The sequence below is a fragment of the Enterobacter sp. ENT03 genome (assembly GCF_019218745.1).
Taxonomy (GTDB): Bacteria; Pseudomonadota; Gammaproteobacteria; order Enterobacterales; family Enterobacteriaceae; genus Enterobacter_D.
The window spans coordinates 1-15,570 of the sequence record NZ_JAHUXA010000013.1 but is presented as its reverse complement, the minus strand read 5'-3'; the positions used below and the strand labels follow the sequence as shown (position 1 = coordinate 15,570).

Here is a 15,570-nt window from a genome sequence, read left to right as displayed (position 1 = left end):
ATGAATGAATTTCCAGACTCTCGTGCAGGTAAAGGTCGCGGTGTGGGGCGAAAAGGGGGAAAGCGATGACAACGCGCTAACGCATGTATGGATTAGCGTCACGCGTCTGCTTATTCAATTGTTAAAGCCAGTATATAGCACTTTTAATCAAGAAATGAATCGACTTATTATTAGAAAAGGCCGTTTCGCTATCGTTAAGTGATTAATTAATAGTCATTATAATTTACCTGCGGTATCGCTTTACGGCAGGTTTGCAAAAAATGGCGCAAAAAAAAACCGAATGCAGAACATTCGGTTGTAATAGGGGTAAACAGTCATTCGAAGCCGAATGAAGGTAATAAATAAAAGTTAATGATGATAGCCAGATTATTTTAGTCGTGGTTTGATTTTTTGTTTTATCATTCAGTGCTATCAATATTCATTACGGTAAATGATTGATATTTATCAATTAATAATATTATTTGATTTTGCGTGCGCTATTTTTAAGCTTTTAGTGCTAAAAAAAGTTCCCCTAAATTTACATATTGAAACATCTAAGCGGCAAAATGAAACACCTTTAGAATTTTCGTATCATAATCTTATTGGATTATTCTGTATTTTTAGGGAAAATGAACTTGCCGACTGATTTGCAGGTTAATCAGTAAGCAGTGGCATATAAAAATAAGCATATAACAGAGGGTTAATAACATGAAACGCAAAGTCCTTTCCCTGGTCGTGCCTGCTCTGCTCGTAGCAGGCGCTGCAAATGCAGCTGAAATTTATAACAAAGACGGCAACAAATTAGATTTGTACGGCAAAGTCGACGGCATGCACTATTTCTCTGATGATAATGGCAGCGACGGCGACCAGACTTACGTGCGTTTCGGCTTCAAAGGCGAAACCCAGGTTAACGATCAAATCACCGGTTTCGGCCAGTGGGAATACAACGTTCAGGCAAACGAAGCTGAAGGCGCCAGCGATCAGGCATGGACCCGTCTGGCCTTTGCCGGTGTGCGTTTCGGTGATGCCGGTGCTTTCGATTACGGTCGTAACTACGGCGTGATCTATGACGTGACCTCCTGGACCGACGTACTGCCGGAATTCGGCGGCGACACCTATGGCGCAGACAACTTCATGCAGTCCCGTGCTAACGGCGTTGCGACTTACCGTAACACCGACTTCTTTGGTCTGGTGGATGGTCTGAACTTTGCCCTGCAGTATCAGGGTAAAAACGGCAGCACCAGCGGTGAAAACGCCGATGGTCGTAGCACGCTGAAGCAGAACGGCGACGGCTACGGCATGTCCCTGACCTACGATCTGGGCGAAGGCTTCAGCGTGGGTGGTGCCATGTCTTCCTCTAAACGTACCGCTGACCAGAACGTGGCAGACGCTTACGGTAACGGTGATCGCGCCGACGTGTACAGCGGCGGCCTGAAATACGATGCCAACAACGTCTATCTGGCAGCGCAGTTCTCCCAGACTTATAACGCGACCCGTTTCGGTACCTCTAACGGTTCAAGCCCGACTCAGGCCTGGGGCTTTGCTGATAAAGCGCAGAACGTTGAAGTGGTTGCACAGTACCAGTTCGACTTCGGTCTGCGTCCGTCCATCGCTTACCTGCAGTCCCGCGGTAAAAACATCAGCAGCGCTAACGGTCAGGACTTTGGCGATCAGGATCTGCTGAAATACGTTGATGTGGGTACGACTTACTACTTCAACAAAAACCTGTCTACCTTCGTTGATTACAAAATCAACCTGCTGGACGACAATACCTTCACCCGTCAGGCCGGTATCGGCACGGATGATGTTGTCGCTGTGGGCATGGTTTACCAGTTCTAATCGACTGACGCCGTTACAAAAGGGGCCGCGCAGGCCCCTTTTTTGTTAGCTACAAACCCTGACTTTTAGTGTACCCTTGCGCGCATTCAGCAAGGGGAGAATGAACATGGATCTGATTTTTCTTCGCGCCGCGATGCTTGCGGCCACCATTTTCTTAGCGGGCTGTGACGCCGCATCCAGTACGCCACCGGTCCCTTCTGCGGTAACGGTACTTGAAGGCAAAACCATGGGCACCTCCTGGCGCGTTAGCGTGGTGAACATGGATAAACCGCGCGCCAGCGAACTACAGCAAAAAATTCAGGCGCAGCTTGATGCCGACGATCAGTTAATGTCGACCTGGAAAAAAGACTCTGCGCTAATGCGTTTTAACGCGTCATACAGTCTCACCCCCTGGCCGGTGAGCGAAGCGATGGCAGACATCGTTACCACCTCGCTGCGCATTGGCAGTAAAACCGATGGCGCGATGGACATTACCGTCGGCCCACTGGTCAATCTGTGGGGATTTGGCCCGGACAAACAGCCGGTGACCATTCCCTCACAGGAACAGATTGACGCCGCGAAAGCGCGCACGGGCCTGCAACATCTGACGGTCACGCAGGAGGCCGGGCGGCAGTATCTGCAAAAAGATCTCCCGGATCTGTTTGTCGACCTCTCCACCGTCGGCGAAGGGTACGCCGCCGATCATCTGGCGCGGCTGATGGAGCAGGAGGGGATCCCGCGTTACCTGGTGTCCGTCGGCGGGGCGCTTGCCAGCCGCGGCATGAACGGCGACGGCAAGCCCTGGCGCGTGGCGATCCAGAAGCCAACCGATCGCGAAAACGCCGTGCAGGCCATCGTTGATATTAACGGTCACGGCATCAGCACCTCCGGCAGCTACCGCAACTACTATGAGCTGAACGGTAAACGCCTCTCTCACGTTATCGATCCGCAGACCGGGCGTCCCATTACGCACAACCTGGTGTCGGTGACGGTGATTGCCCCGACCGCGCTGGAGGCCGATGGCTGGGACACCGGGCTGATGGTGCTTGGGCCACAGCAGGCCAAAGAAGTGGCGCGCCGGGAAGGGCTGGCGGTATACATGATGACCAAAGAGGGCGATAAATTTGTGCCCTGGATGACGCCGCAGTTCGCCGCTTTTCTGGTCAGCGAAAAAAATTAAAACGCAAGATTGCGGGTGCGAACGTTTCCGGTGTCGCTCATCCTCAGGCTACACTTAAGCGAGGAGCCCGCCATGTCTGAACTCATTTTACAAACCGATGCGCACCGCTGGCAGGCGGTGCTGGATCGCCATCCCGACGCCGATGGCCGTTTCATTTTTGCCGTGATCACTACCGGTATCTTTTGCCGCCCGTCGTGTCGTGCGCGTCACGCCCTGCGGGAGAACGTGCGTTTTTATCCGGATGCCGACAGCGCCCGCGCAGCGGGTTTCCGGCCCTGCAAACGCTGTCAGCCGGATCAACCTGTCGCCGGGCAGCACCGCCTCGATAAAATCGAAAAAGCCTGTCGCCTGCTGGAACAGGATACGCCCGTCACCCTTGACGCGCTGGCGCAGCACGTGGCGATGAGCCCCTGGCATTTCCATCGTCTGTTTAAAGCCACCACCGGCATGACGCCCAAAGCCTGGCAACTGGCATTCCGCGCGCAGCGGTTGCGCCAGACGCTGGCAGAAGGCACCAGGGTGACCGATGCCGTGCTGGCCGCCGGATTCCCGGACAGCAGCAGCTATTACCGCCACGCGGATCGGGCGCTGGGGATGACGGCGCAGCAGTACCGCAGCGGCGGCAGGGAAACCACCGTTCGCTATGCGCTGGAAAACTGTACGCTGGGACGCTGCCTGGTGGCGGAAAGCGAGCGTGGGATCTGCGCTATTCTGCTGGCCGACAGCGACGAGCAACTGCTTGCCGAACTGGCGCGTTGTTTTCCGCACGCCCAGCGAGGGGAGGGCGACGACGAATTCACCCGGCGGGTACAGCAGGTGATCGCAGTGCTGGATAACCCGCGTAATACGCTGGCGCTGCCGCTGGATCTGCGCGGCACGGCTTTTCAGATGCAGGTATGGCAGGCTTTACGCCAGATCCCCGTCGGGGAAACCGTGAGTTATCAGCGACTGGCGGATGCCATCGGTAACCCCCGCGCCGTGCGCGCCGTCGCCAGCGCTTGTGCCGCCAATACGCTCGCCGTGGTGATCCCCTGTCACCGCGTGCTGCGCGTCAACGGCGCGCTTTCTGGCTACCGCTGGGGAGTGGCGCGCAAGGCACAACTACTGGCCCGTGAAGCAGAGCAGGAGGAGACGTAATGCTGGATTTATTTGCCGATGAAGAACCCTGGCAGGAGCCGTTAGCCCCCGGCGCGGTGATCCTGCGCCGTTTCGCCACGGGCCATGCGCAGGCGCTGCTGGATGGCATTGCGCACGTGGCGGCGCAGTCGCCGTTTCGCCATATGATCACCCCCGGCGGCTACACCATGTCGGTGGCGATGACCAACTGCGGCACACTCGGCTGGGCCACCAATGCACGAGGGTATCTGTACGCAGAACATGATCCGCTCACCCAACGCCCGTGGCCAGCGATGCCGGAGGCGTTCCGCGCGCTGTGCGATTGCGCCGCGCAGGCGGCAGGCTATCCCGATTTCACCCCCGATGCCTGTCTGATTAACCGCTATGCGCCCGGCGCGAAGCTCTCTTTGCATCAGGATAAAGACGAGCCTGATCTGCGCGCGCCGATTGTGTCCGTTTCGCTGGGACTGCCTGCGGTTTTCCAGTTTGGCGGTCTGAAGCGTAACGATCCCGTGGCGCGGGTGATGCTGGAGCAGGGGGATGTGGTGGTATGGGGCGGCGCATCGCGGCTCTTTTATCACGGCATTCTGCCGCTGAAAGCCGGGCATCATCCGGACACCGGCGAGTACCGTTACAATCTGACGTTCCGCCAGGCGGGCTATAAATAAGAATTATTCTTGATTCAACGCGAGAGCCGTTTACACTGCACGCTGTTTTTTCTCTGTGCGGAACGTGTTTATGCCACTTCTTCTTCTCGTCTGGCGACAATATCGCTGGCCTTTTATTGCCGTACTGGCGTTAAGCCTTGCCAGCGCCGCGCTGGGGATCGGGCTGATTGCCTTTATCAACCAGCGACTGATTGAAAACGTTGATATGTCGCTCGCCGTGCTGCCGGAATTCCTCGGGTTGCTGATCCTGTTGATGGCGGTCACCCTCGGCTCGCAGCTGGCGCTCACCACCCTCGGTCACCATTTTGTTTATCGCCTGCGCAGCGAATTTATCAAGCGTATCCTGGATACCCATGTCGAACGTATCGAGCAACTCGGCAGCGCCGCCCTGCTGGCGGGGCTGACCAGTGACGTGCGTAATATCACTATCGCCTTTGTGCGTCTGCCAGAGCTGGTGCAGGGGATTATTTTAACCGTCGGCTGTGCCGCCTACATGGGCTGGCTGTCCGGCAAAATGCTGATGGTCACCGCCGTGTGGATGGCGATCACCATTTGGGTGGGATTCGTACTGGTGGCGCGGGTATACAAACACCTCGCGACGCTGCGTGAAACGGAAGACAAACTGCATAACGATTACCAGACGGTGCTGGAAGGGCGGAAAGAACTGACGCTCAACCGCGAACGTGCCGAATACATCTACGACCAGCTTTATCTGCCGGATGCGCGGGAATACCGCCACCATATTATCCGCGCCGATACCTTCCATCTCAGCGCAGTGAACTGGTCGAACATTATGATGCTGGGGGCGATTGGCCTGGTATTCTGGATGGCGAACAGCCTCGGCTGGGCGGATACCAACGTCGCGGCGATCTTCTCCCTCACCGTGCTGTTCCTGCGCACGCCGCTGCTGTCGGCAGTGGGCGCGCTGCCGACGCTGCTCAGCGCGCAGGTGGCGTTTGCCAAGCTGAACCAGTTTGATCTCGCACCTTATAAAGAAGAATTTCCGCGTCCGGTGTCGTTACAGGGCTGGCAGACGCTTGAAATGCGCGATGTCACCTTTACCTATCAGGACAACGCTTTTACCGTCGGACCGCTGAATCTGACGCTGCACCGGGGCGAACTGGTGTTTCTGATTGGCGGCAACGGCAGCGGCAAATCAACGCTGGCGATGCTGCTCACCGGGCTGTATCAGCCGGTGTCCGGGCAGATCCTGATCGACGGCAAACCGCTGGCGGCAAACAAACCGGAAGATTATCGCCAGCTGTTTTCAGCGGTGTTTACCGACGTCTGGCTGTTTGATCAGTTGCTTGGCCCGCAGGGCAAGCCTGCCGATCCCGCGCTGGTGGATAAGTGGCTGAATCAGCTGAAGATGGCCCATAAGCTGGAGCTGAAAGACGGCAAAATCCTTAACCTGAAGCTCTCGAAAGGGCAGAAGAAGCGCGTGGCGCTGCTGCTGGCGCTGGCGGAAGATCGTGACATCATCCTGCTGGATGAGTGGGCCGCCGATCAGGATCCGCACTTCCGCCGCGAGTTTTATCAGGTGCTGCTGCCATTGATGAAAGATATGGGTAAAACCATTTTCGCCATCAGCCATGACGATCATTACTTTATTCACGCTGACCGTCTGCTGGAGATGCGCGACGGCAAACTGACAGAACTGACCGGCGCGGAGCGCGATGCGGCCTCCAGAGATGCGGTTTCCCGCACTGCCTGACTAAAAAAAGCCCGGCCTGTTGCGCCGGGTTTTTTTATTCATTCCATTTATTTATCTCACCTGCCGCTATGCTTTACCCTGTCATCATGATCAAGAATGCAGGGATGTCCCATGTCAGTCATACCAAATAACAGCGCCCGGGTGCGCGATGAAGAGCGCGCGCGCCTGATCTGGCTACTCACTACCGATAAAGCCATTACCTCCACGTTACTCAACAAGCTGACGCTTGCTGAACAGTACGATGTTGGTTCGCTGGCGGAAAACATGGCGGAAGTGGGGGCGCTGGTGGCGCATTTGCCGCCACCGGACCTGGCCGATACGCTGGAAGCGTTGCCCGCCGATGCGCGTCATGCCGTCTGGCAGCTTATCGATCACACCAAACGCGGCGAAGTGCTGCTGGAAGCTTCCGAAAACGTCTGGGACGATCTGATCGAGGGCATGAGCGACAAAGCGCTGCTCGATGCCCTGAAAACCCTCGACATTGACGAGCAGATTTACCTTGTTCAGCGCCTGCCGCGTAACCTGACCGGGCGGCTGGTCGCCTCGCTGCCGGCGGGGGAGCGTGCGCGGGTACATCAGGTGATGCATTACCCGAAAACCAGCGTCGGCGCGAACATGGAGTTTGCTGTGATCACCGTGCGCCCGGATGTGACGCTGGCGACCGTGCAGCGCTTTTTGCGTCGTCTTGACACCATGCCGGACAACACCGACAAACTCTTTGTCACCGGCCGCGATAACGTGCTGCTGGGCGAGCTGCCGTTGCAGACCATCCTGCTCAATGTCGGGTCGGTGCGGGTCAGTGACGTCATGGAAAACGATCCGGTCACCTTCTCGCCGGAAGACGATGCCGAAAAAGCCGCCCGCACCTTTGAGCGTGACAACCTGCTCAGCGCCGCAGTGGTGGATACCACCGGCACGCTGATGGGGCGTCTGACCATTGATGAGATCGTTAACGTGGTGTATGAAGAAACCGATAACGATATGCGTCTGATGGGCGGTCTGAGCGCCGAAGAAGACGTTTTTGCGCCGGTCAGCAAAGCGGTGCGTACCCGCTGGGCGTGGCTGGCGATAAATTTATGTACCGCGTTTATCGCTTCGCGGGTGATCGACGGCTTCGAACATACTATTTCGCAGCTGGTGGCGCTGGCGTCACTGATGCCGATTGTCGCCGGGATCGGCGGTAATACCGGCAATCAGACCATCACCATGATCGTGCGCGCGCTGGCGCTGCAAAAGATCCATCCCGGCAACTTCCGCTTTTTAATTTTTCGTGAAATGGGGGTGGCGCTGATCAATGGCCTGGTATGGGGCGGGATCATGGGCGGCGTCACCTGGTGGTTGTACGGTGACATGGCCCTTGGCGGGGTGATGACCCTCGCCATGGTGCTGAACTTGCTGGTGGCCGCGCTGATGGGCGTGCTGATCCCAATGATTATGGTCAGGCTGGGGCGCGACCCGGCGGTCGGCTCCAGCGTGATGATCACTGCGCTCACCGATACCGGCGGCTTCTTTATTTTTCTTGGTCTGGCGACGCTGTTTTTGCTTTAGCGTCGGCCGCGCGTTGTCGGCGGCCTGGCAGCACAAACATCAGCGCCACGCCGGCGGCGACGCCAATCGCCAGATTACCGGTGCTGACGGTGGCTATCACCGTCACCAGCATCACCAGGGTTTCCGCCACCGGTGCCTGCTTCAACGCGGCCGGATGGACGCTGTGCCAGCTGAAGGTTTTCACCCCCACAATCACCATAATACCCGCCAGTACCGCCATCGGGATTTTTGCCATCACCTCGCTGAGGGCGGTGACTAACAGCAACAGCACCAGACCTGCCGCCACGGTGGAGATACGGCTGCGGCCTTTGCCCATTTCCACGTTGACGATGGTCTGGCCGATCATCGCGCACCCGGCGATGCCGCCGTACAGTCCGGCAAAAATATTGGCGATACCCAGACCGGTACTTTCCCGACGCTTACTGGAGCGCGTGTCAGTGAGATCGTCCACCAGTTTGGCGGTCAGCAGGGATTCCATCAGGCCGACAAAGGCAATACTCAACGCGCACGGCCAGATGATACTCAGCGTATGCAGGTCAAATGGCACCAGCCACTGCGTGAAGCCCGGCAGGCCGCCCTGCATTGGGCCTTCGTCACCCACCGTCGGCAAAATCTGCCCGGTCGTCACGGTAAACACCGTCAGCAGCACAATGGCCACCAGAGGAGAGGGAATGCTTTTCACCCAGCGTGGCAACCACAGCACAATCAGCAGCGTCAGGCCGAACAGCCCGACGATCAGCGGTTCGCGGCTCCAGAAATGCGGCACCTGGGCGAAGAAGATCAGGATGCCGAGGGCGTTAACGAAGCCGGTCATCACGCTGTGCGGAATAAAGCGCATCAGGCGTGCCATGCCCGCCAGACCGAAAACGATCTGGATAAGCCCTGCCAGCAGCACTGCCGGCAGAATGTACTCCACGCCGTGCTGATGAACCATCGGGCCTATCACCAGCGCGACGGAACCCGCCGCCGCCGTGACCATTGCCGGACGACCGCCGAGCACCGACATCGACAGGCACAGCACCACAGAGGCAATCAGGCTGACTTTCGGATCGACGCCGGCGATGACCGAAAACGAAATCACTTCCGGGATCAGCGCAAGGGCGGTGATCACCCCGGCGAGGGTTTCGCGCAGCAACAGCGAGGGAGAGCGAAGAACAGTACTTACACGGCCGTCATGGTTGGCCGTTACAGATGACATTGGATCAGGCATAGGGTTTCGCAGATAAGGCGCGCCGCCAACAGGGCGGGCAGACAGGCATCCATGCGGTTAAACAAAGCGCAAAATAGTAGCCGCCACGCGCTGCAGATACCAGTTTTATTATCATTGTCGCAACATCAACTTTTAAACCGGCCGGTTATTGTTACTCAGATAAATCTTATGCCATGATAAAAATGAGGATCTCAATCGCAGAGCAGGGGGACGGTATGCAAACTCAGAACCGCTACGGACAAGCCTTAGGAAGAGAAGTAAAAGAGTGGTCGCCACGACCGCATCCTGAAAAAGTTACCTTGCAGGGGAATTACACCATTATTTGTCCACTGGCCCCGGATCATGCCGAAGATCTGTATCGCGAATGGCAAAGCATCGACGATGATCGGGACTGGACCTACCTCACTGCGACCAAACCGGCGACCAAGGAAGCCTGTTATCAGTATTTCAGAGACCTGAGTGCAGAGCCGAAAACCTTACATTTTTCCGTGAAAGATAAGACGAACGGCATCGTTAAAGGCATCTTCTGCATTACGGGACTGGATTATGAGAACGGCGGGTTTCATATCGCCGACATTAACTGGACCCCGCCGATGAAGCGAACCCGCATAAGTACGGAAGCGCTTTTCCTCGTGCTGGAGTACTTCTTTGATAAATTAAAATTCCGCCGCTGTGAGTGGCGCACCAATATTAACAATCTCACCTCCATCGCCTCGGCTGAGCGTATCGGCTTTAAGAAAGAGGGGGTGCTGCGTGATAAAAAGGTGACCAAAGGCCACACCGAGGACATTGCTGTTTTCTCCATTACCGCCGTGGACTGGCTGGAAATTTCACCCGCGATGAAGGCATGGCTGCGCAAAGAAAACTTTGATGACCGGGGAAGACAGGTGAAGAAGCTGAGTGAGTTCTACAGCTGAAATAAAAAAAACAACCTTAACAGGCTGGTTTTTCTGAGGTTTCTTGGTCGGCACGAGAGGATTAAATAAAATAATGTAATTTATTGATTTTCATGAGTTTGTGTAAGTGTTGTTTATCTGTGTATGCCTAAGCGTATGCCTAAAAGTGAAAATCATCGCACCAGCGAAAAACTGTCCCGGGCCCCAACGTTTCAAGCGATAATAGTATTACTGTAAGCTAAAATGATTAAAATCGCTTTTAGAAGGAAAGGGATGATGAAAAACTGGTCAACGGAACATACGAAAGAGATCAAATCTTGGCTCGACATTGATACTTACCGCAAATTCGAAGAGCTTACGCTTATACGGTTCTATCATGAGCTATGGGCAAGGACGTTGTTCTTCAAAAGTTACAGAGAAAATTTTGAGAGCAAAGCTCTTATGGGATACTTCTCGAAAATCTTTAGTGGGAATCCTTTTCTTATAGAAGAGGAAAAGCTTGGGTATATGACTCCCGAAAACAAGTTGTTTCAACCTCCTCATTTCTTGCTTACTACAACAGATGATATTGCTCGATTAAGCATACTTTCTTTGAAAAGAGAAATGTATTTCTGGAGTGGCGGGGATGGGTATGCTGTAAATAAAGAGTTTGAAGAAAAACCTGTCTCTGAGAGTATGCCAGATCAGTTTCCCCGGACAGTTATGTTTGAAATAGATTTAGCAAGTGGGACTGACGAGGAAATTGCTGAATCACTTAAGGCTGCACTACCGCAATGGCGAAAAATTAAGGGTATAGAAGAAAATCCCCTGGAGTCAGTTCGGTTTGGGTATGGAACTATCAAGAAACTGATCAACTATCGTGTAATACCTATGCTGGATATTCTGGTCTGGGCCGCCATTAAAAAGATCCGTGTCTCTGACGACAGACTATCCAGGTTGCTATATACAGATGATGACGCAGAAAGTGAAATGAGACTACCCCAGCAGATCAAGGATACTGACCGACCTCTTGCCCTTAAAGCCTCAACAATTGACTTCATCAGGCAGTTTCATTTTTTTATAAACAAGAACAATCATTTGAAAAAAATGAAAATTTCTGATGTAATTAAACTTACAGATTAATGTTAATATAACATACCTTTATGTTTGGATATGACAACCTCAACTGGTTGTTTCTATTATAAAAATGTTCTTTTGGTTTTCGCTGGCTTACTATGAAATTTAAAATACGTAATTAATGCTCAAAAAGTATAGCAATTAAGAGAAATGCGAGGTTATCTTGGAATCTACTAAATATCAAGTTTTCCTGAGTTCCACATATTCTGACTTAGCAGAAGAAAGAGAAAGTATTATAAAAGCTATTTTGGAAATGTATCATATCCCTATTGGGATGGAGATGTTCAGTGCTGAAGATGAAGACCAGTGGGAAATTATCAGACGAACGATTGAAGTTAGTGATTATTATATTCTTGTTTTAGGTTTAAGATATGGTTCAAAAACATCAGATGGCATTAGTTTCACACAAAAAGAATATGAGTATGCCTTAGAAAGAAAGATACCTATTCTTGCGTTTGTCATGAAAGACAATGTGCCTCTACCAATAGATAGAAGGGACGATGATCTCTCAGAAATTAATGGATTTAGAGAATTGGTGTTAAGAAATTCAAAAATGGCTCAATTTTGGGAGACAAAAGACCAGCTTATAAAAAGCGTATCAATTTCATTGATGAAGCAGATCATGCAGAAACCTGGGATAGGATGGATTCGTGGTGATAAGGCAGATATAGATGGAGCTCTTTCAAAAGAGTTAACATCTTTGAGTAAAGAAAACAGAGAGTTACGAAAAAGAGTTTTGGATCTTGAATCAAAAATTTCATTTAGAAAGCCATCGATCGATGTTTCCATAAATAAACCGACTATCGATGAAAATTTCAATTCATATGAAATCCTAACGATGCCTGATGTTTTGAGGTTACAAAATGTGCCATCACATTTACATGAGTATATCTCTGAAGATGACATAGAGAAATATAATAGGGAGATTCCAAGTCAAAATGAATTATTTAATTACAATAAAGAAATTGAAAGATTTTATAAGATAAATAATTATTCCTCAGCACTTGAAATATTAGTGTCTAATATAGGAAGTATAAAAGCAACTAATGTATATATAGATATCGAATTTCCTGATGCTTTTTTCATTTATGAGAATGACGACACATTCAGTGAGCCTGAATCGCCTCTTCCAGTTAATCCTATAATTCGAGCGAAGTCGGAATATAGTAAAAATAAATATATGCAAAATTCTGCATTATCCCGTTTACAGACACAGTTAGGTGGTGGTTATAGTGTGATGGATCGTTTTCCATCTTTGAATAATAATCTATCATTTCTGAGTAAAATTCCACCTATTAATCAAAAGTGGTGGACAAAACTTGATGGAAGAAAAATTACGATAAAAATTGATAATTTATTACACACGAGAGAGTCATCATTTGATGATGAATACATGATAGTTCCTTTAACAACAGGAAAGCATATAATTGAGGTCAGGATTATATGTGAGGAATATGAAGAAATAGAAACTAGATATATTGAAATTGATATATAAAAAATTCATGTGACTAATAGTGTACACCTGATCCGACAGAAACTTGTAGAAATAATCGGTAACTGCCAGGTCAGGTCTAAAACAGCTGAATTAGTGAAATTTGTCAAGCAGAGTATTAACTATCATATCTTATAATTCTCACTCATGTTAAGTTTTAGGCTATAAGTTCAAGACCGCTTTAATTCTTTTGGTAAAAAGGCATCAATTTCACTATCTGAAAAAGTCATATCCTCCAGTTCCTTTAGAGCCTTTTGCGCGGCTATATAAGCTTTGTAATTTGTGCTCGGAGAACCTGCGTATACAGACTGTAATTCTTTTGTAAGTTTATCTCTTTTTTCTCTTATTTTATCAAGGGATATATCCCCAATACGAATATCAGTCAACAATGAAAGATATTCTTCTCTTATAATCCATAGATCACTGCCAGCTTGCCGATGCTTTTGAGCTAGTTCTCCTAAATCATAATTTTTTGTATATGTATTTAAAATCAAAAGGATGGTTGAGAGGACAACACTGATAATAGCGCTAACGTTGCCCTTGTCAAAGAAAGTTGAAACTATTCCACCTGTAACTAATGCTGACACGACTATTTGCCATAATTTTATGTTTTCATGCTTACGGATAAGTATGTCAGCACATTTTTCATGAGTTTTATGGGAGTAAACGACCCGTCCGTAACATTCTCTTATCTGCCCTTCAAGGATTAAACGGTCTTCATTCATCACGATTCCCCTCGATTACTATTGGTACATGAATTCTATCTTTTGCAACGACAACTCCGTCTTTAACACAATAGCATTCGACAATGTGATCCCCACGAAAATTGGTGGACTCTATTTTCTGTCTCATCCCTGCATCAGCAACTATTTGTCCTCGAATATTATTTTTCTTCTTTGCCACTTCACCTCTATTCAATACTTTCCAGTATATATCATAAGGTTGTATAACTGAAATCTCTTTCACCTCAAACCTTAAATCCTTTTTATTTCGTAGAGGAATATGTCTTGAGATCATATCACGCAGAAAAAACTCTCGAAAACCATTTTGTTTCACTTCACAATCAATTTTTATATTTTCCTTAATATCAACAGGGAATTTATCTTCGATAAATTCTTCTGTGTTTTTCCATGTTGCGTGGGTATGGATCGAAAGGGATGCCTTTGATACAGTTTCAGCTTTCGGGAACGGGCGACCATAGACCTTTTTCCATTTATCATTTTCATTCGATTGACCGTTAGCATCAATTGCTTCAAGACACAGATGGTATGCTTTTTTAGCTTTCTTTTGAAATTTTTTCTTAACTTTCACTCGTTGACGACTGCCAGGGGCTGAATACTCAGTTTGTTCTTCAAGTTCATGAATATACTTGAAAAAATCTCTACTTAACCAATCATAATAGTGATAGCTTTTATCATCATACTCAGTTGTTGAGTTTAGAAAATTGTATACCAGAGTATCAATCAGAAGCCCTCCCATAGCTAAGCCATGTTTGTTACGCCATGCTCTTATCATTTTACATAGCCGGCGGAGGTTGCTATTTTTGTTTGCGTCAAGGTTATTTATAGCTGTCATTTCAGCTCTGGGCTTCGTTATTTTCCAACTGCCACCGTTATTCGTGTCAGGATATTTATAACTACAATCCTCTTGTTCAAAAACAGGCTGAACTTCAAAATGGAAATTGGTATAAGTTACAGTAACAACAAGTCTGTCCACACGAACCTTCGTCGTCGGATACCTTTTTAATATCGCTGATTTGACATCTTGAAGTAGTTCTAATTGTTTACCGTCTTTGTAATTATCCCATTTTGATTTAGGCATAATATATAGCATATCTAGATCTGAAATACCTCTGATTCCCGTTTTTCTCCCAAATGAACCCACTTGTAAAGTATTTGCTATATTAGATTCGGTATCTCTGAACTATTTGTTTAAAGCAGTGGTTAATTCACCATAGCGAGAGCTGATTGTTTCTGCATTATTGATAGATAAATTTGATATAAACCCTGAAAACATTTCAGATATAGTCATCGAATAAACTCCTCACTCTTAGATTTTTTGTTTATGTACGCTAAGGGTTTGCTACAACTTCACTTTGGATTTATGCTGTATGAATAAACAGTTATCTTAGCATAACTTATTCGAACGTTCAGGTGTTTATTTTTATTCATTAACATAATGATCTATAGTTATTTTTATGTAATATGCCCTATGATCCTACTTGGCGGCACTCCCTACAGAAAAGGTATCAAAGCAGGAATCAAAGCGACATTTCGGTTTTTTTCGTGGTTGCCGTATTTACATCAACGAAGGAAAGAACGCAAGTTAATCAATCTGTATCTACTTGATTAACATAGAATATGTCATCAACTTCCGCTTCTGGCAGAAAGCTGCCATATACAATAAGTTGAAGGGACGCTGTGAGTGAGAAGCGGAAGCTCACAATTGTCGCTACAGCCGATAGGGGCACTACTAGCATTGGCGTATCGTATTGAAAGGGGACATGTCACCTCGGACGTACACTTGAATTTATTAAACTGGTTCAGGATAAGCGCGACAATAATCGTTCAGAGGCAATACCTGCCGTTGATGGCCCATCACGGCGACGTAGAAAACCAGCAGAAAAGAAATCCCAACGTTCGCTGAATGGTGACGATATGCTCGATGCGTTGAAGACATTACAGTCACGTTCTGAGGAAATGTTTGGTATGAAGTGGTTTACTGAATTTGGCCACCTGAACAGAGGTGATATGCTCACCTCAGAACAACACAGGTGCTCCAATGAAAAGAAGAAATTTCAGTCCTGAATTCAAACGCGAATCCGCTCAACTGG

12 protein-coding genes and 2 pseudogenes are annotated in these 15,570 nt (G+C 49.4%); 10 read left to right on the top strand and 4 right to left on the bottom strand.

Annotated elements, in window-relative coordinates; translation table 11 throughout:
* The first annotated feature begins 687 nt into the window (after positions 1-687).
* From KW828_RS15760 to mgtE, 6 genes are all read left to right on the top strand, one after another.
* Positions 688-1,818, top strand: a complete 1,131-nt coding sequence (locus KW828_RS15760; RefSeq protein WP_218337252.1) for a porin OmpC — start codon at positions 688-690, stop codon at positions 1,816-1,818.
* Between the two features lie 106 nt (positions 1,819-1,924).
* Positions 1,925-2,977, top strand: a complete 1,053-nt coding sequence (gene apbE / locus KW828_RS15755; RefSeq protein ID WP_218337251.1) for an FAD:protein FMN transferase ApbE — start codon at positions 1,925-1,927, stop codon at positions 2,975-2,977.
* Positions 2,978-3,049: 72 nt separating this feature from the next.
* A complete protein-coding gene (gene ada / locus KW828_RS15750; protein WP_218337250.1) occupies positions 3,050-4,114 on the top strand; it encodes a bifunctional DNA-binding transcriptional regulator/O6-methylguanine-DNA methyltransferase Ada in 1,065 nt (354 codons plus the stop codon).
* Entirely contained in the window at positions 4,114-4,761 is a 648-nt protein-coding gene (alkB, locus tag KW828_RS15745; RefSeq protein WP_218337249.1) for a DNA oxidative demethylase AlkB, read from the top strand. The genes ada and alkB overlap by 1 nt, the downstream gene beginning before the upstream one ends.
* A 70-nt stretch (positions 4,762-4,831) precedes the next feature.
* The gene (locus KW828_RS15740) at positions 4,832-6,475 is read left to right on the top strand and encodes a multidrug ABC transporter permease/ATP-binding protein (protein ID WP_218337248.1); all 1,644 of its coding nucleotides are present in this window, start codon (positions 4,832-4,834) and stop codon (positions 6,473-6,475) included.
* Between the two features lie 111 nt (positions 6,476-6,586).
* Positions 6,587-8,023 carry a magnesium transporter gene (mgtE, locus tag KW828_RS15735; protein ID WP_218337246.1) on the top strand — a complete coding sequence of 479 codons (1,437 nt, stop codon included), beginning with the start codon at positions 6,587-6,589 and terminating at the stop codon, positions 8,021-8,023.
* On the opposite strand, the gene KW828_RS15730 is transcribed toward mgtE, so the two are convergent.
* Positions 7,986-9,233, bottom strand: a complete 1,248-nt coding sequence (locus KW828_RS15730) for a SulP family inorganic anion transporter (protein WP_218337245.1) — start codon at positions 9,231-9,233, stop codon at positions 7,986-7,988. The genes mgtE and KW828_RS15730 overlap by 38 nt on opposite strands.
* Positions 9,234-9,448: 215 nt before the next feature.
* Between KW828_RS15730 and KW828_RS15725 the strand changes: the two genes are divergently transcribed.
* The 3 genes from KW828_RS15725 (at position 9,449) to KW828_RS15715 (ending at position 12,740) form a co-directional block, all read left to right on the top strand.
* Positions 9,449-10,150, top strand: a complete 702-nt coding sequence (locus tag KW828_RS15725) for a GNAT family N-acetyltransferase (protein ID WP_218337244.1) — start codon at positions 9,449-9,451, stop codon at positions 10,148-10,150.
* A 255-nt stretch (positions 10,151-10,405) separates the two neighbouring features.
* The gene (locus KW828_RS15720; protein WP_218337366.1) at positions 10,406-11,251 is read left to right on the top strand and encodes a DUF6387 family protein; all 846 of its coding nucleotides are present in this window, start codon (positions 10,406-10,408) and stop codon (positions 11,249-11,251) included.
* 157 nt (positions 11,252-11,408) lie between these two features.
* Positions 11,409-12,740, top strand: coding sequence for a DUF4062 domain-containing protein (locus KW828_RS15715; protein ID WP_218337243.1), 1,332 nt, complete (start codon positions 11,409-11,411; stop codon positions 12,738-12,740).
* Between the two features lie 167 nt (positions 12,741-12,907).
* Here the strand turns inward: KW828_RS15715 and KW828_RS15710 are convergent, their stop codons facing one another.
* The 3 genes and pseudogenes from KW828_RS15710 to KW828_RS21950 all read right to left on the bottom strand — a co-directional run.
* Positions 12,908-13,462 carry an SLATT domain-containing protein gene (locus tag KW828_RS15710; RefSeq protein ID WP_218337242.1) on the bottom strand — a complete coding sequence of 185 codons (555 nt, stop codon included), beginning with the start codon at positions 13,460-13,462 and terminating at the stop codon, positions 12,908-12,910.
* On the bottom strand, positions 13,455-14,312 hold the full coding sequence (locus KW828_RS21955; RefSeq protein ID WP_371316134.1) for a hypothetical protein: 858 nt from the start codon (positions 14,310-14,312) through the stop codon (positions 13,455-13,457). The genes KW828_RS15710 and KW828_RS21955 overlap by 8 nt, the downstream gene beginning before the upstream one ends.
* A pseudogene (locus tag KW828_RS21950) lies at positions 14,307-14,648 on the bottom strand (nucleotidyltransferase); the annotation flags it as partial. The pseudogene KW828_RS21950 and the gene KW828_RS21955, both read right to left, overlap by 6 nt.
* A 599-nt stretch (positions 14,649-15,247) precedes the next feature.
* Here KW828_RS21950 and KW828_RS15700 point away from each other — a divergent pair.
* A pseudogene (locus KW828_RS15700) lies at positions 15,248-15,451 on the top strand (ISNCY family transposase); the annotation flags it as partial.
* Positions 15,452-15,570 lie beyond the last annotated feature (119 nt).